Here is a 20,297-nt window from a genome sequence, read left to right on the forward strand (position 1 = left end):
CTTCCCTGACTGTCAACTCGCTCTTCCCCCAGACTCCGCGAAGAACCTTTTTTTTGCCTGCAAATCAGCAAGTTGCTCAGAAGGATGCGGAACGCAACTATTCTCGCTAGGGTTTAGCTTTAGCATTCAATGACTTAGGTTTGACAGGTCGCCTGAGCGTGGCCAGACTGCTTGCATTCCCACCGCGTCAGGCAGGCTAACTACATGAAAGGCGACAAGCTGGTCATTCAGCACCTCAACAAGATCCTCGGCAATGAGCTGGTAGCCATCAACCAGTACTTCCTGCACGCGCGCATGTATGAGGACTGGGGTCTCGGCAAGCTCGGCAAGCATGAGTACGAAGAATCCATCGACGAGATGAAGCATGCGGACAAGCTGATCAAGCGCATCCTGTTCCTGGAAGGCCTGCCGAATCTGCAGGATCTGGGCAAGTTGCTGATCGGTGAGAACACTCGCGAGATGCTCGAGTGCGACCTCAGGCTGGAGCAAGGTGGCGTGCAGGATCTGAAGGTCGCCATCGCTTACTGCGAAAGCGTCGGCGACTACGGCAGTCGCGAGCTGCTGGAAGACATCCTCGAATCCGAGGAGGAACACATCGATTGGCTGGAGACGCAGTTGAGCCTGATCGACAAGGTGGGCATGGAAAACTACCTGCAGTCGCAGATGGACGACTGATTCAGTAGCAAGCCCATATAAAAACGCCCCGACTAGATCGGGGCGTTTTCGTTTGCAGCGAAGAGAACCGCTTATTCCTGCTCGGCTGCTTCAGCAGGCTGCTCGGCTGCGGGCTGCTCGGCCTCGTCACCCTTGATATCCAGCAGCTCGAGATCGAAGACCAGCACGGAGTTGGCCGGGATCAGCGGGCTCGGGCTCTGCTCGCCGTAGGCCAGTTCGCTCGGGATGTAGAGCTTGTACTTCTCGCCCACATGCATCAGCTGCAGACCTTCGACCCAACCTGGAATCACACCGCCGACCGGCAGATCAATCGGGCTGCCGCGCTTGATCGAGCTATCGAAGACGGTGCCGTCGGTCAAGCTGCCCTCGTAGTGCACGGTCACCACGTCGTTCTCGGTCGGTTGACGGCCTTCGGCCGCCTTGACGACTTCGTACTGCAGACCGGATTCGGTGGTCTTCACGCCCTCACGCTTGGCGTTGTCTTCGAGGAACTTCTTGCCAGCCTCGACCGCTTTGGCATTCATCTCAACCATGCGCTCTTCGGCACGGGTCTGCAGGAAGGTGAAAGCCTCCATCAGCTGCTCATCGGTGAGCTTCTGCTCCTTCTTGCCGATGGCATCTTCAATACCCTGCGCAACAGCCTGGGAGTCGAGATCATCCATACCCTCCTGCGCAAGGCTCTTGCCCATGTTCAGGCCGATACCATAGGACGCCTTCTGCGCCGGAGTGTCCAGTTTGACACTGGTCTGCGAGTCGCAGCCGGCCAGCACCAGGCCAACCAGGGCAACCGCAGGCGCCAAACGATGATGTCTCAGTCTCATGCTGTTTCCTTAAATACGCTGTTGGGCATTCGAAAAACCGATGGTCGAGCTTAGCAGCGCATCCCGGCACTGGCTACCGCACCCCAAGGCAAGGACCGTAAAGAGATTGCAAAGAACGGACGCGCGTAGCAATCCGATAGCAGGATCGAGCCGAGCGAGAAGCGGCACCCGTAGCTTCAGCCCAAAAAAATCCAGGCAAAAAAAAACGGCCTAGATGGCCGTTTCTTTCGTTGCTTCAGGGCGTTCAGTGGACCCGTGAAGCGAATATGGCGCAGCGGACGGGACTCGAACCCGCGACCCCCGGCGTGACAGGCCGGTATTCTAACCGACTGAACTACCGCTGCGCTAAACCTCGAGTGGTGGGTGATGACGGGATCGAACCGCCGACCCTCTGCTTGTAAGGCAGATGCTCTCCCAGCTGAGCTAATCACCCGTTTGCTCTCGAAGTGGGGCGCATTCTAGAGAGGGTTCCGCACCTTGGCAACCCCCTTTCGAAAAAAAAATTGCAGAAGTTCCAAAGACTTAGGAAAACCCTCGATTTACCAGCCGATTTTTCTCGTCCGCCGTGCATTAACATCCCGCAGGGTTGGCCTGAACTGGCCAGGCAGGAATAATGCACCCCTTTGCTTTCCGGAGATCTACCCCGCCATGTGGTTTCGTAACCTGCTCGTTTACCGTCTCACCCAGAACGTCGCTCTAGATGCCGAGACACTCGAAGCTGCACTGGCCGCCAAACCTGCCCGCCCCTGCGCCAGCCAGGAGCTGAGCACCTACGGCTTCGTCGCCCCCTTTGGTAAGGGTGAAGACGCCCCCCTGGTGCACGTCAGCCAGGGTTTCCTGCTGATCGCCACGCGCAAGGAAGAACGCATTCTTCCGGGCAGCGTCGTCAAGGATGCGCTGAAGGAAAAGGTTGACGAGATCGAAGCCGAGCAGATGCGCAAGGTCTACAAGAAGGAGCGCGACCAGATAAAAGACGAGATCATCCAGGCCTTTCTGCCGCGCGCCTTCATCCGCAAATCCGGCACCTTCGCCGCAGTCGACGCCGAGCGCGGGCTGATCCTGGTGAACTCGGCCAGCCCGAAGAAGGCCGAGGACCTGCTGTCCACCCTGCGTGAAGCGATCGGCTCGCTGCCGGTGCGCCCGCTGACCGTGAAGATCGCGCCAAGCGCCACCCTGACCGATTGGGTCAAGACGCAGAAGTCCGCAGACGATTTCTTCGTGCTCGACGAATGCGAGCTGCGCGACACCCACGAGGACGGCGGCGTGGTGCGCTGCAAGCGCCAGGACCTGACCAGCGACGAGATCCAGCAGCATATGGAAGCCGGCAAGCAGGTCACCCAGCTGTCGCTGGCCTGGCAGGACAAGCTGTCCTTCGTGCTGGACGACAAGTTGATCATCAAGCGCCTGCGCTTCGAGGAACTGCTGCAGGACCAGGCCGAGCAGGACGGTGGTGAAGACGCCCTTGCCCAGCAGGACGCCAGTTTCCTGCTGATGATGATGACCTTCCGCGAGTTCCTGCCTGCGCTGTTCGAGGCGTTCGGTGGCGAAGAAGTCCCCCAGGGCCTCTGACACCAGCCCGGGGCGCTGATCGGCGCCCCGCTCCCCTCAACGCACCTTCAGCTGCAACGCCAGCGCCCCGCCCAATCGCTCCCCCAGCGACCAGATCAGAAAACGCTCGATGAACTCCGGCGCATCGACGAACAGCGCCCCGCAGACCAGCACGCTGAGCAACGAAACAGTCAGGAAAAGCTGCGGTATCGAGAGCTTCAGCAGCACCAGCAGGACAATTGCGATGATCGCCGACGCGACCATGAACAGCGCGTTGAGAATGTTGTTCGCTGCCACCACTCGCGAGCGCTCGTGAACCACACTGCGTGACTGGATCAGGGCATACAACGGGACGATGTACAGCCCACCGAAAATCCCCAGCCCGAGGATATCCATCAGTACCCACCAGGCAGAAGGCTCGCCGAGCAGCGCAAGCCAGTCGACCGTACCCACAGGCTCCCCGTGGCCGCTCGCATGCCACCACAGCAGCACTCCGCAAAGGCTCAGGCCAATGGCTCCGAACGGGACCAGGCCGATCTCCACGTGATGCCGCGACAGCCGCTCGCAAAGCAGCGACCCCAGCGCGATGCCGACCGAAAACAGCGTCAGGATCAACGTCACCACGCTTTCATCGCCACCGAGATAGTCCTTGGCAAACGCCGGGATCTGCGTCAGGTAGGTCGCACCGAGAAACCAGAACCAGGAATTGCCCAGCATGGCCCGGGACACCGCCCGCTGCTGACCGAGCCCCAGCCGCAGAATGCGCCATGACTGACGCAGCACGCGCCAATCCATATGCAGGGTCGGCAGCGCTGCCGTACCGGCTGGAATGGCCAGACTGGTGAGATAACCGACGAGCGCGATCAGCACCACGCTGATCGCCACCAGCTCGGCGTAGCCCTCACTCGCCATCAACACACCCGCACCGATGGTGCCCCCGAGAATCGCCAGGAACGTTCCCATCTCCACCAGCGCATTGCCTCCCACCAGCTCATCCTCGGCGAGCTGCTGCGGCAGGATCGAGTACTTGACCGGACCAAACAGCGCCGACTGGGTGCCCATGCAGAACAGCACCGCAAGCAATACCGGCAGGTTGCCGAGCAACATGCCGAGCGCCCCGGCAAGCATGATCAGAATCTCGGCGAACTTGATTCGGCGAATCAGCCAGGCCTTCTTGAAGCGCTCGCCGAACTGGCCACCCAGCGCGGAGAACAGAAAGAACGGCAGGATGAACAGCAGCGCACAAAGATTGATAAGCAGACTCTTGTCGGCGCCAGTGCCGATCTTGAACAGAATCGCCAGGATCAACGCCTGCTTGAACACGTTGTCGTTGAATGCACCGAGCAGCTGCGTGCAGAAAAAAGGCAGGAAGCGACGCTTGCCGAGCAGGCGAAACTGCGAATGCGTGGTCGCCGGCCCGCCAGCTGGCACACGCCTTGTAGAGCTAGCCCCGGTCGATTCCTGATTCATATCGGCAACTGCCCGAAAGCCCAGCGCAGCAGAAAGAAGCTCAGCAGTCCGCCGGCGATAGTCGCCAGCAGGTTGCGGCTAAACGCGGCTATGACGATCGCCAACAGCCCCGCGAGCAGATAGGCATTGTCCGGACGCAACGCCCACTGCCCTTCCGGCATCAGCATTCCCGGCACCACGATGGCAGTCAGTACCGCCACCGGCACGTAATGCAGCCCCTGCTCGATAGCGCGGGGAAAGCGCAGGTTGGGCCAGGCGAAAAAGCTGTAGCGGATCACGAAGGTGATCGCCAGCATGCCGAAGATCAGCAACCAGGTCGTCATAGCGCCCCCTGCATGCGCGCAGCCGCTTCGGCGCGACGTTCGAGCCAGACGCCGACGACGATGCCGGCCATGGCGGCGGCGATCAGTCCGAGCTTGTAAGGCAGCTCCCAGGTCAGCAAGGCCACCGCGCCAGCCACCAGCGCCGAGGCCACCTGCGGGCGCGTCCGCATCATCGGCACCGCGATGCCGATGAAGGTGGCGATCATGGCGAAGTCCAGCCCCCAGCTGGCGATACCCGGAACCGCCTGACCGAAGGCGACACCCACCAGTGTCGACAGCTGCCAGTTGATGTACATGGTCAGCGCGGCTCCGAGAAAGAACCAATGCTTGTACGGCGACTCGTCGTCGCGGGCATAGCGATTCTGCACCACGGCGAAGGCCTCGTCCGTGAGCCAGAACGCCAGAGGGGCGCGCCAGCGGCCCGGCAGATGACGAACGAATGGCTGCAACGCGGCGCTGTACAAGGCGTGCCGCAGATTGACCACGAAGGTGGTCAGCAGTACCACGGCTGCGCCTACGCCACCGGTTATCAGCGTGATCGCGATGAACTGTGCGGAACCGGCGAAGACCAGCGAAGACATGCCCATGGTCTGCCAGGGCGTCAATCCGGCGCCGACGGCCAGCGTGCCGAAGATGACACCGAACGGAATCGCACCGAGGATCAACGGCAGAATGTCACGGCACCCGTGAACGAACTCTTGCGAGCGGGACATTGGAACTCCTGTAGCCAATTTTGCACCGAACCTTGCGCTGCCTATCGACCTCGTAGCGAAAGGCGTGGGTAGCGGACGGATCGACGCAAGACATGCGGCAAAGCACCGCACGATATCCGAACTGAGACGCCCAGGCGATGCGTCGCAGAGCAGTCAGTCGGCCGCGAGCCGCTGCTTGAGCTGCGGCCAGTCACGGTCGGTGATGCTGTACAGCACGGTATCGTCCAGACGACCGTCTGCCAGTCGCCGATGGTTACGCAGCAATCCTTCGCGTAGGGCACCTAGCTTTTCGATGGCCCGCTGCGAGCGGAGGTTACTGGCGGCAGTCTTCAGCTGCAGGCGAACCAACTGCCATTCTTCGAATGCGTGACGCAGCAGCAGGTACTTGATCGAGGCATTCAGCCCGGTGCCATGCTCCGCATGGTCCAGCCAGGTCCAGCCCAATTCGGCCGCCGGCAGGCTCAGGTTGAAGTCGGCGAAGCGCGTGGTGCCGACCAGCTGCTCGGCCATCCGCACACTGAAGACAACCGCGCGCCCCTCGCGCTGTTCCGCCAGCGCATGGCGGTACCAGTCCGGCCGTAGCGGCCCGCTCATATATGTCAGCTCGGCGCGGTTCCGCTCTGCCAGGGCAACCAGCTCCGGGATATCCGCTTCCATCAGCGGCTCCAGGCGCAGCGCCCCGCGTTGCAGGGTTACCGGATGGGGGCTGAGCATGACATTCTCCTGTTATTGCGTTCGGGCAAATCGGCGGTTACCAGACAGTAACCCATGGCGCAGGAAACGCCGTACTTCGCGGACGACCGGCGATATTGCTGGCGGGCCCGCGCTAGACGCATGCGACCTTGGTCGCAACCCTGCACACGGGGTGACCATTGCTGCGAAACTTCACGAACTCAGCATATTAACGAGTCACCAGGGCTGATTGAATTCGGCACCGTTACCGGCCCGCCGAGGCCTGCCTGGCACTCACCTTTCGTTTTCTGGAGTTTGCATGACGCTGTCAGGCGGGCTGATCGCCGCGGTCGCCCTCGTTTATATGGCCATTCTGTTCGCCATCGCTTTCTACGGCGACCGCAACAGCGCTTCCATGTCGCCGCGTCTGCGGCCTTGGGTCTATAGCCTTTCACTGGCGGTGTACTGCACCAGCTGGACCTTCTTCGGTGCCGTTGGCCAATCCGCCGAGCAGCTCTGGGCGTTCCTCCCTATCTATCTGGGCCCGATCCTGCTGATGCTGTTCGCACCGCATGTGATCCAGAAGATGATCATGATCAGCAAGCAGGAGAACATCACCTCCATTGCCGACTTCATCGCCGCCCGCTATGGCAAATCTCAGCTGCTGGCAGTGGTTGTTACGCTGATCTGCCTGGTTGGCGTACTGCCGTACATCGCGCTGCAGCTCAAGGGCATCGTACTCGGCGTCAACCTGCTAAGCGGCATCAACATCGAGGCAGCCGGCACCGGCACGCGCGACACCGCGCTGATCGTCTCGATCGTGCTGGCGCTGTTCACCATCCTCTTCGGCACGCGCAACCTCGATGTGACCGAGCATCACCGCGGCATGGTCCTGGCGATCGCTTTCGAATCACTGATCAAGCTGCTGGCATTCCTGGCGGTGGGCGCCTTCGTCACCTTCGGCCTGTTCGACGGCTTTGGCGATCTGTTCAATCAGGCCTATGACTCGCCGGACCTTGCCGGATTCTGGAGCGAAGGTGTCAACTGGTCAGCCATGCTGGTCCAGACCACCGTCGCGATGATGGCGATCGTCTGTCTGCCGCGGCAGTTTCACGTTTCTGTGGTGGAAAACATCGAGCCGCGCGACTTCCGTATGGCCCGCTGGGTGTTTCCGCTCTATCTGGTACTCGCCGCGGTGTTCGTCATCCCGATCGCGCTGGCGGGACAGATGCTGTTGCCCGCAGGCGTAACGCCGGATTCCTTCGTCATCAGCCTGCCGTTGGCCGAACTGCATCCCTGGCTCGCCCTGCTCGCCTTCATCGGCGGCGCCTCGGCGGCAACCGGCATGGTAATCGTCGCCAGCGTCGCGCTTTCGACCATGGTTTCCAACGACATGCTGCTGCCCTGGCTGCTGCGCCGCCAGGAAGCCGAGCGCCCGTTCGAAGCATTTCGCCACTGGATGCTCTCGGTACGTCGCATCAGCATCGTCGTGATCCTGCTGCTCGCCTATGTCAGCTACCGCCTGCTCGGCTCCACGGCATCGCTGGCTACAATCGGCCAGATCGCCTTCGCCGCCATCACTCAGCTGGCCCCGGCGATGGTTGGTGCGCTGTATTGGAAGCAGGCCAACCGTCGCGGCGTGTTCGCCGGCCTGACCGCCGGCGCGGCAATCTGGTTCTATACGCTGATTGTTCCTCTGCTGGGCTGGCCGCTGGAAATGTTCCCGGGCCTGAGCTGGATGTACAACGGCGGCCTCGGTTTCGGCCTCAGCGGACTGACCCTGGGCGTGACCCTGTCGCTGATCGGTAACGCAACGCTGTTTTTCTGGGTATCCATCCTCACCCAGACCCACGTGGCCGAGCATTGGCAGGCCAGCCGCTTTATCGGTCAGGAGATCGCCTCCCCGACCGGTGCCCGCCGTCTGCTCGCCGTACGCGTCGAAGACCTGCTGGTCCTGGCATCCCGCTTCGTCGGCGCCGAGCGCGCCGAGCAAAGCTTCCAGCGCTTCGCCCGCCGCCACGGCCAGGACTTCTCGCCCAAACTGCAAGCTGACGGCCAGTGGATCGCACATACCGAACGCCTGCTGGCGGGCGTGCTCGGCGCGTCGTCCACCCGTGCGGTGGTCAAGGCAGCGCTGGAAGGCCGCGACATGCAGGTCGACGACGTGGTGCGCATCGTCGGTGAAGCCTCGGAAGTGCTGCAGTTCAACCGCGCCCTGCTGCAAGGCGCGATCGAGAACATCACCCAGGGCATCAGCGTGGTCGACCAGTCGCTGCGCCTGGTGGCATGGAACCATCGCTATCTCGAGCTCTTCGAGTACCCGGACGGGCTGGTCTACATCGGCCGCCCGATCGCCGACATCATCCGCTACAACGCCGAGCGCGGGCTTTGCGGCCCAGGCGACCCGGACACCCACGTGGCCAAGCGCCTGTACTGGATGCGCCAGGGTCGCGCGCATACGTCCGAGCGGCTGTTCCCCAACGGCCGCGTCGTCGAGCTGATCGGCAACCCGATGCCGGGCGGCGGCTTCGTCATGAGCTTCAGTGACATCACCGCCTACCGCGAAGCCGAACGTGCCTTGAAAGATGCCAACGAAGGTCTCGAACAGCGCGTCAGCGAGCGGACCCAGGAACTGTCGCAGCTCAACCAGGCGCTGATCGAAGCCAAGAGCACCGCGGAAGCGGCCAACCAGTCGAAGACCCGCTTCCTCGCCGCCGTCAGCCACGACCTGATGCAGCCGCTCAACGCCGCACGGCTGTTCTCCGCCGCACTGTCACACCAGCAGAGCGCCCTGCCCAGCGAGGCCCAGGAACTGGTGCAGCATCTGGACAGTTCGTTGCGTTCGGCTGAAGACCTGATCACCGACCTGTTGGATATCTCGCGCCTGGAAAGCGGTCGAGTGACTCCAGATCGCAACCCCTTCCCACTCGCCACGCTGTTCGACACGCTGGGCACGGAGTTCACCGCACTGGCCCGCGAACAGGGAGTCAACTTCCGCGTGCACGGCAGCAAGCTGCGCGTCGACAGTGACATACGTCTGCTCCGTCGCGTGCTGCAGAACTTCCTCACCAATGCCTTCCGTTACGCCAAGGGCCGCGTGGTGCTCGGCGTGCGCCGGCAAGGCGCATCACTACGGCTCGAAGTCTGGGACCGCGGCCCGGGCATTCCGCATGACAAGCTGAAGGTGATCTTCGAGGAGTTTAAACGCCTGGACAGCCACCAGACCCGCGCGGAGAAGGGTCTGGGCCTGGGCCTGGCCATCGCCGACGGTCTCTGCCACGTACTCGAACACCCACTGGAAGTGCGCTCCTGGCCGGGCAAGGGCAGCGTGTTCAGCGTCACCGTGCCGGTCGCCCGTGCATTGAGCCAGCCGCGCCCGGCAGCCAAGCGTGGCGAGCCGCAGCACACCGCGTTGACCGGCACTCAGGTGCTTTGCATCGATAACGAGGACAGCATTCTGGTCGGCATGAACAGCCTGCTCACCCGCTGGGGTTGCCAGGTATGGACCGCCAGCAACCGCGCCGAATGCGAAGCGCTGCTGGCCGAGGACATTCGCCCGCAACTGGTGCTGGTCGACTATCACCTCGACGAGGGCCAGACCGGCACCGAGCTGATGGCCTGGTTGCGCACCCGGCTGGGCGAGCCGGTGCCCGGCGTGGTGATCAGTGCCGATGGCCGCCCGGAACTGGTGGCCGCGATTCACGCAAGCGGCCTGGATTTCCTCGCCAAGCCGGTCAAGCCTGCGGCGTTGCGCGCTCTGATGAGCCGGCACCTGACGCTTCAGTAGACAGGCGACCTCGGCCAGCGGGTGAAACAATCGCGGCCGAGGCCGGTTACACTGCTGGCAATTTGCACACTTGGCGGCAAGGTGGCCGATGACGCTCGAGCTTTTTCTCAACCTCGCCACGGCGCTTGCCGTCGGGCTACTGATCGGCACCGAACGTAGCTGGAGCGGCAGAGACGGCCCCGGCCAGGAGCTGGTCGCCGGGGTCCGCACCTTCGGCCTGTCGGGCCTGTTCGGCGGGCTCGCGGCGGTTAGCGTCAGCCATCTCGGCGGCTCTGCCTGGGTGGCCATGTTCGCCATGCTCGCGCTGCTGGTCATTGCCGGCTATCTGATCGATGCGCGTCGCAGCGGCGACCATGGCATGACCACCGAGGTCGCCATGCTGCTGACCTTTGTTCTCGGCAGCCTGGCGGTCGCGGAGAGCCGGCAACTCGCCGCCGCATGCGCCATCGTCGTGGCGCTGCTGCTGAGCCTGAAAGCCCCGCTGCATCAGGCGCTGAAGCGGCTCAGCGAGGCGGAACTGGGCGGCGCGCTGAAGATGCTGTTCATCTCCGTGGTGCTGCTGCCCACGCTGCCGAACCAGGGCTATGGCCCCTGGCAGGCACTCAATCCCTACACGACCTGGATGATGGTGGTACTGATCGCCGGAATCGGTTTCGCCGCATACGTGGCGATCCGTATTCTCGGCCCCCGTCACGGCCTCTTCGTCACGGCACTGCTTGGCGGCATCGTCTCCTCCACTGCGATGACCATCACGCTGGCGCGGCTGAACGCGCCGAAGCTGCGTGCCGCGCTCGCAGCTGGCCTGCTGGCGACGTCGGCGCTCATGTTTCCTCGCGTTCTACTGGAGGTGGGGCTGGTCAATCCGGCGCTGCTTCCCGGCCTGATCCTGCCTCTGGCGTGCGCCGGCGCCATCTATACAGCAGGTGCAATCTTCTATTACCTGCTGGCAGCCAAAACGCCCACAGACACTGCCGAGCCCCTGCTGAAGAACCCGTTCGAGCTGGGACCGGCGCTACGCTTCGCCGCCTTGCTGGTGTTGATCCTGCTACTGGTCGAGGGTGCACGGCGCTGGCTGGGCGATGCCGGCATCTACATGGTGTCGCTGGTCGCAGGTCTGACCGATGTGGATGCGATCACCCTCTCGCTGGCCAACAATGCCCGCGACGGGCTCAGTCATGAGGTCGCGTCGCGCGGCATCGTATTCGCCGCGCTGAGCAACAGCCTGGTCAAGGCCATGCTGATCGCCTTCATCGGTGGCCGTGAACTGGCTATCCGTACCCTGCCGATCATGTTCGCCGGGCTGCTGACTGCGCTCGCCGTGCTGCTGTTGCGTTAGCGCCGTGATCTAGTCGCCCGCCTCGCTGAGTTCCTCGGCACCGGCACGCTCCAGCCAGTCGCCCGGCAAGCGCTTGCTGGCCCGTGCACCGAGCGACTTCAATTGCTCGGCTCGACCAACAAGGTTGCCGCGACCATCGCTAAGCTTGTTGCGCGCCGCCAGGTAAGCACGATCCACCTGCTGCAATCGGCTGCCGATCTCATCGAGATCCTGGATGAAGGCGACGAACTTGTCGTAAAGCCCGCCGGCTTTCTCGGCGATCTCCCGGGCGTTCTGGCTTTGCCGTTCCTGCCGCCAGAGGCTGTCGATGACCCGCAGGGTGGCGAGCAAGGTCGTCGGACTGACGATCACGATGTGCCGCCCATAGGCTTCCTGGAACAGATCGGGATCTGCCTGCAGGGCGGCCGCGAAAGCCGCCTCGATCGGCACGAACAGCAGCACGAAGTCGAGGCTCTGCAAGCCATCGAGGCGCTGGTAGTCCTTCAGCGAGAGCCCCTTGAGGTGGCTGCGCAGCGATTGCACATGCTGCTTGAGCGCCAGCGCCCGGCTGCCTTCATCCTCGGCGCAGGTCAGCGCCTGATAGGCGGTCAGACTGACTTTGGCATCAACCACGACCTGTTTGTCCCCGGGCAGATGGATCAGCACATCCGGCTGAAAACGCTCCCCGTCCGGGCTCTTCAGGCTGACCTGCGTATGGTACTCGCGGCCCTTCTCCAACCCGGCGTGCTCCAGCACCTTTTCCAGAACCAGCTCGCCCCAGTTGCCCTGCGTCTTCTGCCCTTGCAGCGCACGGGTCAGGTTGGTCGCTTCATCACCAAGGCGTTGGTTCAGCTGCTGCAGGCGCTCCAGCTCGCGAGCCAGGGAGAAGCGCTCGCGCGCTTCGTTCTGGTAGCTCTCCTCGACTCGCTTCTCGAACGACTGGATGCGTTCCTTCAGCGGTTCGAGCAGCTGCCCCAGGCGCTCATGGCTGGACTCGCTGAAACGCTGCTCACGCTCGTCGAAGATCTTGCCGGCCAGCTCGGCGAACTGTGCCCGCAGGTCGTCACGCGCTGCCTGCAGGTCTGCCAGCCTTTGCTGATGGGCGTTGTGCTGTTCGCGCAGTTCGGCTTCGAGTGCGGCATGGGTCGAGCTCAACCGGCGCAGTTCACCTTGCTGGGCGTCGCGCTCGGCTTGCAGGTCGGCAATGGTTTCATCATTACCGTCACGCTGCGTGCGCAACAGTTCGGCCTCGCGGCGCAGCGCAGCCAGCTCGGCCTGCTGCGCTGATTTGATGCCACTCAACTCGGCCAGCTCGATCCGACAGCTCTCCAGCTGCGCCGTCAGCCCCTCCTGCGCCAGGGTGGCCTGTCGGAGCCGCTCATCGAGCAACGCCTGTTCGGACTCGCTGACGGACAGGCGGCGCTGCAGATAAAGGCTCAGCCCAGCCAGGGCAGCCAGGCCGAGCGCCAGACCGGCCAATAGATGAAGAGGATCAAAGGACATGAAGGGCTCCGGCAAAAGTGCCGGGCAGTATAGCGAGCCGCAGGTGGGTGGTCAGGCGGGTGCCGTCAGCCCTTGATCCGCTGAAGGAAGCTCGCAGCCTCCTGGGAACCCTGTGCGGCGGCTTGCTCGAGCCACAGACGCGCCTTCGCAGGTTCGCTGTGGTCGGGCTGGCAATAAAGGCGCCCCAGCTCCAGCTGTGCCTGGCAGTCGCCTGCACGGGCCGCCTGACGCAGCAGCTCGAAACCGATACGGCGGTCGCGCTGACCATCGCACTCGCAGCACAGCAGACGCCCCAGACGACTCTGCGCTTCCACCACGCCCTCACGCGCCGGCTGCTTGAGCAGGCGCCCTGCAATCCGTTTGACACCCTGATTTCTGCCCAGGTGCTGGCTATCGAGCAACCACAGCGCCATGCGCAGCGGCAACCGTGCCGTAGGGGCGGTAGTGGCGAAGGAGGCGGAGGAGGCTGTACGCGTTCTCATGCACATCTGGGGGCTGGATGAATAAGGTCGCGCACTCTACTCCTTTTTTCCGAGAGTTAAAGTCTTGTCAAAAGCGAAAAAATTAGATCCGGATCACACCAAAAATTAATCCACAGAAGCTGTGGATAAGTCAGTGGACAAACAGAAGACAAATCTATGAATGCCACGTCTCATGGGGGCTGCGCTTAAACTGACGTTTTTTTCGCCAATGAAAAAAGTGCTTATTTTTCAATTGGTTATTAACGATCTATGAGCTCAGGCGATTTGCGACAGTTTGTCATAAGGCCTTGACAGGCGTGCTGCGCAAATGTGCACAAGTTCAGCGCATCAGGCGCAAAGCGGCTTGCCACAAGGGTTGCAGCGGCACAAGAGCGAACTTTCAGACAAAGCTGTTGTCGCCCTGCGCACCTTGCCGGAGCACGGTAGCTACGCTTGTCTGCGGCTATGCTGTACGCCTCGCATTCTGGAACTGGAAATGACGAAACCGTCGAGAATACTGCGCTGGCTGCTGGCTGGCCTGCTGCTACTGCTGCTACTTGCCGGCGGTTTCGCCTGGTATCAATGGACAGCATTCAAGCGCGAACAAGGCATCGTCGAACTCGACTGGCAGGGGCTGCGTGTCTCTTCCAGAAGCATATCGATCCGCCAGCTTGACTATGCACAGCTGACCGAGAACGGCCTCAACCTGACCGTCCGGGCTGAAAATATCGCACTGCAAGTTCCCAGCCTTTTTCAGCCATTTCCACCACAATCGCTTCAAATAGATCGTCTCAGCACGACCCTACTCTCGCTACCGCATGCCGGGAACGGGAGCTCGCCTCCGCGCGACGCCGAGCAATATGCACGCTGGGTGGCGTGGCTGCCGCAGCGAATGACCATAGCTGATCTGAGGATGGACCTCCCCTGCGCGAAAGGTCAGTGCGACGAACGGGGTAGCCTGTGGCTGGAACACGCCGGCGAAACACTGCTGCCTGTCGATGCCCGGCTGGACCTGCGCCGCAACGAACACCGTGTTTCGCTGATCGTCAGTGCACAGGGACCAGACCCCATGCACAGCCTGATCGAGGCCAGACTGCTGATCGACGAGCAGTCGCGCCTGGAAGGCCGTAACCGGCTCAACCTCCTCGGCAACACCCTGCGGTCCGATGCCACCTTTGCCATGGGCAGCTTGCCGGAAGCGCCCTGGCTGTTGAGCTGGCTAAGCGATTGGACCGGCTACGAACCTACCCCGCTGAACATGCCAGCTGACATGCGGCTTGGCGCAGGTTGGGCGCTTAGCGTGCCTCGCTCGACAGACGGCACGCTCGAATGGCGCCGTGCCGGCGGGGATCTGCGTCTCTCCGGCCACCTGCCGGCGCCATGGCCGATCATCGGGCTTGGCGAGCTGCAAGGCGATATCGACCTCGCGGCTAATGGACAGGATGGCCAGTGGCTGCCTCCCGAGCTGAAAGCCAATGTACAGCTACGCCCCGAACCGGCACTCGTCGCCGACCTTCCCGAGAATCTGCGACCTGAGCGACTGGGCATCCAGATCGAGCCCTTGGATGCCGAAACCGAACGAGACGAACTGCCGCTACAGGTCAAGCTGGACGCCCAAGGCGCCACACCGGCGACCCTGCAGGCACGGGTGCGACTGAATACCGCACCGCCATATGTACTGCAGATCGAGCAGGCGCAACTGCAACTGCGCAGTAGCAAGCTGAAGCTGGATGCACTTTCGCTAGGAGGTCTGGAGGCCACGCTGGACTTCTCCGGTCGTGCGAGCCTCGAGCAGATCGATGTACAGCTGCATAAAAGCTCACGGGCCACCCTCACCGACCTGACCAGCGGAGAACTCACTGCCCGCCAACTGCAGGCCCTGCTCTCCCAACCGCTCAGCCTGCATCTCGACCGCCGCAACTCAGAGCCGCCTAGCTGGCGCGTACAGGGGCCGCTGGACCTGCGCGTCAGCCGACTGGATCACCCGAGACTGATCTCCCAGGGCTGGCACTGGAGCGGGCAGTTGGAAGCTGATGCCACAAAACTGGCAGCGACCGGCCCATTGAGCAACGATGTCGGGCTGATACTGGCAGCAAACCTGAACAAGCGCTGGAACGGCCCACTACAGGCAAGCGGCAAGCTACAGGAGATCTTTCTGCGCGCCGGCAACCCGCTTGCCCGCAGCTTCACAGCCTGGCCGGAGATGCTCGAACTGAACAGCGGTCGCCTGCTGGCTGATGGCACGCTTTCTGTGCCAGCTGGCAGCACACCGCCATCCGCCAGGCTCACGCTGGAGGCCCGCGGACTGGCCGGCATCATCGACCGCGCCGAGATATCCGGGCTCGACGCAAGAATCGCAGCAAGCCTCGAGCGCAACCGCCTGGAGCTGGATATAACCGAGCTGCGCCTCGCTCAGCTCAACCCCGGATTCACTTTTGGCCCGCTGCTGCTGCGCGGAAACTACCGCACCGATCTCGATCATCCAGTGCAAGGCCAGCTGCGCTGGGCAACCGCGGAAACCCAAATCTTCGGCGGCAGGTTCTGGCTCGCCCCCGCCACGCTCGACCTGGCTGCACCGCAGCAACAATTAAGCGCCAAGCTGCAAGGACTGCAACTGAGCGACATGCTCGCCGCCTACCCTACCGAAGGGCTCGATGGCAGCGGCCTGATTGATGGCAGCTTCGACATTCGCCGCAGCGCACTCGGGTTCAGCGTCGACCAGGGCGAGCTGTCCGCGCGCACACCCGGCGGTGTACTGCGCTTTCGTTCGCCGAAGATAGAAGCCCTTGGCCAGTCGAACCCGGCCATGAAGATCGTCACCGAAGCCCTGCACGATTTTCATTATGATCGGCTGAGCAGTGACGTCCGCTATGATGAGAGCGGCAAACTGAACCTCGCGCTGCGCCTGAACGGCCGCAACCCAGCCCTGGAAGGAGGCCGCCCGATCAATTTTTCGATCAATCTGGAAGAGGACATTCCGGCGCTGCTGACCAGCTTGCAACTGAGCGACCGGGTAAGCGAAACAATTCAACGACGGGTGCAGGAACATCTTCAACGCCTTCAATGAGGCCCTGCAGCCCTAGCCGACACAGGAGAGAGACCGCCATGCGGTTGCGCCAATCGCTGACCATTCTGCTGCTGGCCGTGCTCGCCAGCGCCTGTACGCCGCGGGTGGAACTGGCCGTACCGAACGAGCCGATCAACATCAACCTGAACGTAAAGATCGAGCATGAGATTTACATCCGGGTGGACAAGCAGCTCGACTCGATCATTAACGAAGACAGCGGACTGTTCTGAGGACGACGATGAAAACCTATCTGAAATTGGCAAGCCTGCTGTTGGCACTCATGATCGCTCTGCCAGCGGCAGCCATGACACTCAACGAAGCCATGTCCGCCCTGGGTGACGCCAAGGCCAGCGGCTTGCTTGGCGAGAAGCCCGACGGCTATCTCGGCGTGGTGCGGTCCAGCCAGAACGCCGAGGACATCGCAAGCCAGATTAATCAGGCGCGCCGAGCCGAGTACCACCGCGTCGCCAAGCAGAACGGCATCAGCGTCAGCGACGTGGAAGCCATCGCCGGCAAGAAAGCCATCGAGAAGACGCCCTCGGGCCAGATCATTCAGCTCAACGGCAACTGGGTTCGCAAGTAACCAACGATGATGGCCGGGTCCGCCGGCCATCGCTCTTCGCGGCAGCGCCTACAGCAGCGTCAGAGCGTGTGCCCGGATCACCAGGCTCTCCTGCCGAAACCGGCGCTCCAGCTCGGCGCGATAATCTGCCCACCAACCCCTGTCCAGATCATTGACCATGACTTCGTAGACCACCGAGTCGTCATGAACCGCGTTGTCGCCCTCTTCCAGCCAATAGCCACTCGCCGGGACTCGCGAATAGGTGGTCAGGCCACCGAAACGCTCGATGAGCTCATCACGCACAGCACGGAAAGACGACTTCGGCAGCGCCTGCTGATCGTTGTCGTAAAGCGGTAGCAGCAACTGAATCAGGTACATGTCGGAGCTCCAGTGAATGTTGCTCGACATATGACCGGCCCGGCACCAGATAGATGCCGCGAGCCGGTGAACTCAGAACAAGCCGAGCTGCCCGTCGACGAGCGACGCGAAGTCATCGCCCACGAAGGGCAGAATCGCATCCGCCACGGGCTGCAGTTGCCGCGTTACATAGTGGTCGTAGTCGACAGCCGATGACCGTGTTTCCAGCGGCTCGGGCCCGGCGACCGTCATCAGGTAGCTGATCCAGCCACCGTTCTGATACTGCCGAGGCCGCCCCTGACGGTCGTTGTAGTCATCCGCCAAACGCGCGGCACGCACATGGGGTGGCACATTGCGCTGGTAGTCATCGAGCCTGCGGCGCAAGCGCTTGCGATAGATCAGCAGCTCATCCAGCTCACCGGCCAGCGTGCGCCGTACGTAGTCGCGCACGTACTCCCCGTGCGGCTGGCGGTGAAAGATGCGTTGGTAGAGCTCTTGCTGGAAGCGTTGAGCCAGCGGCGACCAGTCGGTACGCACGGTTTCCAGCCCCTTGAAGACCATGTCGTCGCTGCCATCGGGCCGGGTGATCAGTCCGGCATAACGCTTTTTGCTGCCCTCCTCCGCACCACGAATGGTGGGCATCAGAAAGCGTCGAAAATGGGTTTCGTATTGCAGCTCCAGAGCGCTGACCAGCCCGTACTCGGCCTGCAGATGCACTCGCCACCAATCATTGACGTGCTGCACCAGCTGACGGCCGATCAGCGCTGCCTCGTCATCTGAATGAGCTTTGCGCAGCCAGACGAACGTGGAATCGGTATCGCCATAGATGACGGCATGCCCCTGCGCCTCGATCAGCTCCCGGGTGCGCCGCATGATTTCGTGACCGCGCAGGGTGATGGACGAGGCCAGCCGCGTATCGAAGAAGCGGCAGCCACTGGAACCGAGCACGCCATAGAAGGCATTCATGATGATTTTCAGCGCCTGTGACAACGGCTTGTTGTGCTCGCGTTTCGCCGTCTCGCGCCCCTCCCAAACACGCTCCACGATTGCCGGCAGACAGTGCCTAGTCCGCGAGAAGCGCGCACCGCGGAAGCCGGGGATCGACTGTTCGTCATCCGGCTGGCGCAGCCCGTCGATCAACCCCACCGGGTCGATGAGAAAGGTTCGTATGATCGACGGATAGAGGCTCTTGTAATCGAGCACCAGTACTGATTCGTAAAGCCCCGGCTGCGAATTCATCACGAAACCACCCGGGCTGGCCTCCGGCTGCCGCTCGCCAAGATTCGGCGCGACGAAGCCCTGGCGATGCATCAGCGGCAGGTACAGATGCTCGAAGGCCGCGACCGAACCGCCACTGCGATCGGCAGCCAGCCCGGTTACCGTGGCGCGCTCGAGAAGGAAGGTCAGCAGTTCGGTGCGGGCGAAGATGCGTGTTACCAGCTCGCAATCCTTGAGGTTGTAGCGCGCCAGAGCCGGTTTGTCCTCGGCGAACATGCGATCGATTTCCGCCATGCGCTGGTAGGGATTGTCGATGGCCTTGCCTTCACCCAGAAGGGTCTGGGCGACATTCTCCAGGCTAAAGGAGGGGAAGCTCCAGGTCGCCGAGCGAAGCGCCTCGATGCCATCGATAATCAAGCGCCCAGCGGCCGCGGCGAAATAATGATTGCCGCGACCGCCGTGCTCGCGCCACTCCATCTCCGCACCACCGCGCCCCAGACGCAATGGCACTTGCAGGCGCTGCGAATGATCGCGCAGCACGCGCAGATCGAACTGCAGCAGATTCCAGCCGATGATCGCATCCGGGTCATGCTCGGCAAACCAGTCGTTCAGCCGCTCGAGCAACTCGCGTCGGCTATCGCAATACTGCAGAGAAAAATCGACGGTCGTGCCCTGCCCGTTTTCCGGTCCGAGCATGTAGACCTGGCGCTGGCTACAGCCCTCCAGGGCAATGGAATAGAGATCGCCACGGGAGGTGGTTTCGATATCCAGCGAAACCAGCTTGAGCGTCGGGCGATAGTCAGGCGCCGGTTTGAGCTGCGCATCGATCGACGCACCGTCGCCGCCAGACGCATCTGAAAAGGACACCGGCGCGGTGATGAAACGCTCCATCAGGTAGCGCTCGGGGGGACGGATATCGGACTCATAGACGTCCACCCCGGCCTCACGCAGCAACCGCGCGCAATCCAGCAAGCGACGGTACGAACGGCTGTACAACCCCATCACTGGCCGATGGCGGAAGTCGCACAAGGCCAGCGGTCGCAATTCCACGTCGCGCTCGCGACGTAGCAGCGCTTCAGCAAGAGGACGCTGCTCTTCGGGGATGAAAGCGACGGAATCTTGATGCGAGACACGTAGCTGCCGTGCGCCAGCGTCGGTTGCCAGCCAGAAACTGACCTCCGTACCCTCCGGCGCATCCCGCCAGTGCCGAGTCAGGATAAAGCCCCGCCGTAGCTGCGACATCACCCTCCCCTCGCTTCGCACAACACTGTGATGGCCATGCAGCAGACTGCACCTGCCGTTGAAGCATAGCCATCATCAGACAAACCCGGCCGCCGCATACCGAGGCCACAAAAAGCAAAAACCCCCGGACTCTGTCGAGTTCAGGGGCTTAGGCTATATGTAGTGGCGGAGAGATAGGGATTTGAACCCTAGGTACCCGCGAGGGTACAACGGATTTCGAATCCGTCCCGTTCGGCCACTCCGGCATCTCTCCAGCGGCGCGCATCATAGCAGCTGGAGCAGGTTTGTCGAACCCCAACTGCATAGATTTTTTACCGTTTTCAGTCTCTTGCGGCCCACCATGAGCGGACGCAGGGCGAGCCTGGTCATGCAGTTCAGTCAGGCCGTCAGACGGGTCAGCGCCTCGCGGTACTTGTCGGCAGTTCGCTGTGCAACGTCGGCCGGAACAGCTGGAGCCGGCGGCTGCTTGTTCCAGCCGGTGGATTCGAGCCAGTCACGGACGAACTGCTTGTCGAAGCTCGGCGGGTTCTTGCCTTCCTCGTAGCTATCGGCTGGCCAGAAGC

17 protein-coding genes and 3 tRNA genes are annotated in these 20,297 nt (G+C 62.3%); 7 read left to right on the plus strand and 13 right to left on the minus strand.

Features of this window, described 5'->3' with window-relative positions; translation table 11 throughout:
* The first annotated feature begins 204 nt into the window (after positions 1-204).
* Positions 205-675 (plus strand): bacterioferritin, encoded by a 471-nt coding sequence (gene bfr / locus RT582_RS21400; RefSeq protein WP_003300730.1) that lies wholly within the window; start codon positions 205-207, stop codon positions 673-675.
* A gap of 71 nt (positions 676-746) precedes the next feature.
* Here bfr and RT582_RS21405 read toward each other — a convergent pair whose 3' ends face one another.
* From RT582_RS21405 to RT582_RS21415, 3 genes are all read right to left on the minus strand, one after another.
* On the minus strand, positions 747-1,496 hold the full coding sequence (locus RT582_RS21405) for an FKBP-type peptidyl-prolyl cis-trans isomerase (RefSeq protein WP_014821004.1): 750 nt from the start codon (positions 1,494-1,496) through the stop codon (positions 747-749).
* 267 nt (positions 1,497-1,763) lie between these two features.
* Positions 1,764-1,840: transfer RNA gene (locus RT582_RS21410), tRNA-Asp, on the minus strand.
* A 13-nt stretch (positions 1,841-1,853) separates the two neighbouring features.
* Positions 1,854-1,929, minus strand: a tRNA-Val gene (locus tag RT582_RS21415).
* A 215-nt stretch (positions 1,930-2,144) separates the two neighbouring features.
* On the opposite strand from RT582_RS21415, the gene rdgC reads away from it, so the two are divergent.
* Positions 2,145-3,065 (plus strand): recombination-associated protein RdgC, encoded by a 921-nt coding sequence (gene rdgC, locus RT582_RS21420; RefSeq protein WP_090521316.1) that lies wholly within the window; start codon positions 2,145-2,147, stop codon positions 3,063-3,065.
* Positions 3,066-3,101: 36 nt separating this feature from the next.
* Here the strand turns inward: rdgC and RT582_RS21425 are convergent, their stop codons facing one another.
* The 4 genes from RT582_RS21425 to RT582_RS21440 form a co-directional block, all read right to left on the minus strand.
* A complete protein-coding gene (locus tag RT582_RS21425) occupies positions 3,102-4,514 on the minus strand; it encodes an MFS transporter (protein ID WP_234173172.1) in 1,413 nt (470 codons plus the stop codon).
* Complete coding sequence (locus RT582_RS21430) at positions 4,511-4,837, minus strand: AzlD domain-containing protein (RefSeq protein ID WP_046618760.1); 327 nt, start codon at positions 4,835-4,837, stop codon at positions 4,511-4,513. The genes RT582_RS21425 and RT582_RS21430 overlap by 4 nt, the downstream gene beginning before the upstream one ends.
* Positions 4,834-5,550 (minus strand): AzlC family ABC transporter permease, encoded by a 717-nt coding sequence (locus RT582_RS21435; RefSeq protein WP_090521321.1) that lies wholly within the window; start codon positions 5,548-5,550, stop codon positions 4,834-4,836. The genes RT582_RS21430 and RT582_RS21435 overlap by 4 nt, the downstream gene beginning before the upstream one ends.
* Before the next feature lie 153 nt (positions 5,551-5,703).
* Positions 5,704-6,264: a GNAT family N-acetyltransferase gene (locus RT582_RS21440; protein ID WP_023446238.1), complete on the minus strand. Its 561-nt coding sequence runs from the start codon at positions 6,262-6,264 to the stop codon at positions 5,704-5,706.
* Positions 6,265-6,541: 277 nt separating this feature from the next.
* Between RT582_RS21440 and RT582_RS21445 the strand changes: the two genes are divergently transcribed.
* Both RT582_RS21445 and RT582_RS21450 read left to right on the plus strand, forming a co-directional pair.
* Positions 6,542-10,009, plus strand: a complete 3,468-nt coding sequence (locus RT582_RS21445; protein ID WP_102832578.1) for a hybrid sensor histidine kinase/response regulator — start codon at positions 6,542-6,544, stop codon at positions 10,007-10,009.
* Positions 10,010-10,097: 88 nt separating this feature from the next.
* On the plus strand, positions 10,098-11,345 hold the full coding sequence (locus tag RT582_RS21450; protein WP_023446240.1) for an MgtC/SapB family protein: 1,248 nt from the start codon (positions 10,098-10,100) through the stop codon (positions 11,343-11,345).
* Between the two features lie 9 nt (positions 11,346-11,354).
* On the opposite strand, the gene rmuC is transcribed toward RT582_RS21450, so the two are convergent.
* Both rmuC and RT582_RS21460 read right to left on the minus strand, forming a co-directional pair.
* Positions 11,355-12,827, minus strand: coding sequence for a DNA recombination protein RmuC (gene rmuC, locus RT582_RS21455; RefSeq protein ID WP_102832579.1), 1,473 nt, complete (start codon positions 12,825-12,827; stop codon positions 11,355-11,357).
* Between the two features lie 65 nt (positions 12,828-12,892).
* Entirely contained in the window at positions 12,893-13,240 is a 348-nt protein-coding gene (locus RT582_RS21460) for a tetratricopeptide repeat protein (RefSeq protein ID WP_014821012.1), read from the minus strand.
* 544 nt (positions 13,241-13,784) lie between these two features.
* Here RT582_RS21460 and RT582_RS21465 point away from each other — a divergent pair.
* Genes RT582_RS21465 through RT582_RS21475 form a run of 3 tightly spaced genes read left to right on the plus strand, consistent with a single transcriptional unit; the run spans position 13,785 to position 16,938 of the window.
* Entirely contained in the window at positions 13,785-16,355 is a 2,571-nt protein-coding gene (locus RT582_RS21465; RefSeq protein ID WP_102832580.1) for a YdbH domain-containing protein, read from the plus strand.
* 38 nt (positions 16,356-16,393) lie between these two features.
* Positions 16,394-16,585, plus strand: coding sequence for a YnbE family lipoprotein (locus RT582_RS21470; RefSeq protein WP_041014564.1), 192 nt, complete (start codon positions 16,394-16,396; stop codon positions 16,583-16,585).
* A gap of 8 nt (positions 16,586-16,593) precedes the next feature.
* Positions 16,594-16,938, plus strand: a complete 345-nt coding sequence (locus tag RT582_RS21475) for a YdbL family protein (RefSeq protein WP_014821015.1) — start codon at positions 16,594-16,596, stop codon at positions 16,936-16,938.
* A 48-nt stretch (positions 16,939-16,986) separates the two neighbouring features.
* Here the strand turns inward: RT582_RS21475 and RT582_RS21480 are convergent, their stop codons facing one another.
* From RT582_RS21480 to RT582_RS21495, 4 genes are all read right to left on the minus strand, one after another.
* Positions 16,987-17,295 (minus strand): hypothetical protein, encoded by a 309-nt coding sequence (locus tag RT582_RS21480; protein ID WP_090521325.1) that lies wholly within the window; start codon positions 17,293-17,295, stop codon positions 16,987-16,989.
* A 72-nt stretch (positions 17,296-17,367) separates the two neighbouring features.
* Positions 17,368-19,734: a DNA polymerase II gene (locus RT582_RS21485; RefSeq protein WP_090521327.1), complete on the minus strand. Its 2,367-nt coding sequence runs from the start codon at positions 19,732-19,734 to the stop codon at positions 17,368-17,370.
* 163 nt (positions 19,735-19,897) lie between these two features.
* Positions 19,898-19,987 (minus strand) — tRNA-Ser (locus RT582_RS21490).
* 125 nt (positions 19,988-20,112) lie between these two features.
* On the minus strand, positions 20,113-20,297 hold a 185-nt coding region (locus RT582_RS21495), incomplete at its 5' end, for a phosphoribosylaminoimidazolesuccinocarboxamide synthase (protein ID WP_313479897.1).

Origin of the sequence: Stutzerimonas kunmingensis, assembly GCF_032106285.1 — a bacterium.
GTDB classification, from domain to species: domain Bacteria; phylum Pseudomonadota; class Gammaproteobacteria; order Pseudomonadales; family Pseudomonadaceae; genus Stutzerimonas; species Stutzerimonas kunmingensis_B.

Coding starts and splice junctions, on each gene's coding strand:
- bfr (WP_003300730.1), top strand. CDS start 205: ATGAAAGGCGACAAGCTGGTCATTCAGCACCTCAACAAGATCCTCGGC.
- RT582_RS21405 (WP_014821004.1), bottom strand. CDS start 1,496: ATGAGACTGAGACATCATCGTTTGGCGCCTGCGGTTGCCCTGGTTGGC.
- rdgC (WP_090521316.1), top strand. CDS start 2,145: ATGTGGTTTCGTAACCTGCTCGTTTACCGTCTCACCCAGAACGTCGCT.
- RT582_RS21425 (WP_234173172.1), bottom strand. CDS start 4,514: ATGAATCAGGAATCGACCGGGGCTAGCTCTACAAGGCGTGTGCCAGCT.
- RT582_RS21430 (WP_046618760.1), bottom strand. CDS start 4,837: ATGACGACCTGGTTGCTGATCTTCGGCATGCTGGCGATCACCTTCGTG.
- RT582_RS21435 (WP_090521321.1), bottom strand. CDS start 5,550: ATGTCCCGCTCGCAAGAGTTCGTTCACGGGTGCCGTGACATTCTGCCG.
- RT582_RS21440 (WP_023446238.1), bottom strand. CDS start 6,264: ATGCTCAGCCCCCATCCGGTAACCCTGCAACGCGGGGCGCTGCGCCTG.
- RT582_RS21445 (WP_102832578.1), top strand. CDS start 6,542: ATGACGCTGTCAGGCGGGCTGATCGCCGCGGTCGCCCTCGTTTATATG.
- RT582_RS21450 (WP_023446240.1), top strand. CDS start 10,098: ATGACGCTCGAGCTTTTTCTCAACCTCGCCACGGCGCTTGCCGTCGGG.
- rmuC (WP_102832579.1), bottom strand. CDS start 12,827: ATGTCCTTTGATCCTCTTCATCTATTGGCCGGTCTGGCGCTCGGCCTG.
- RT582_RS21460 (WP_014821012.1), bottom strand. CDS start 13,240: ATGGCGCTGTGGTTGCTCGATAGCCAGCACCTGGGCAGAAATCAGGGT.
- RT582_RS21465 (WP_102832580.1), top strand. CDS start 13,785: ATGACGAAACCGTCGAGAATACTGCGCTGGCTGCTGGCTGGCCTGCTG.
- RT582_RS21470 (WP_041014564.1), top strand. CDS start 16,394: ATGCGGTTGCGCCAATCGCTGACCATTCTGCTGCTGGCCGTGCTCGCC.
- RT582_RS21475 (WP_014821015.1), top strand. CDS start 16,594: ATGAAAACCTATCTGAAATTGGCAAGCCTGCTGTTGGCACTCATGATC.
- RT582_RS21480 (WP_090521325.1), bottom strand. CDS start 17,295: ATGTACCTGATTCAGTTGCTGCTACCGCTTTACGACAACGATCAGCAG.
- RT582_RS21485 (WP_090521327.1), bottom strand. CDS start 19,734: ATGTCGCAGCTACGGCGGGGCTTTATCCTGACTCGGCACTGGCGGGAT.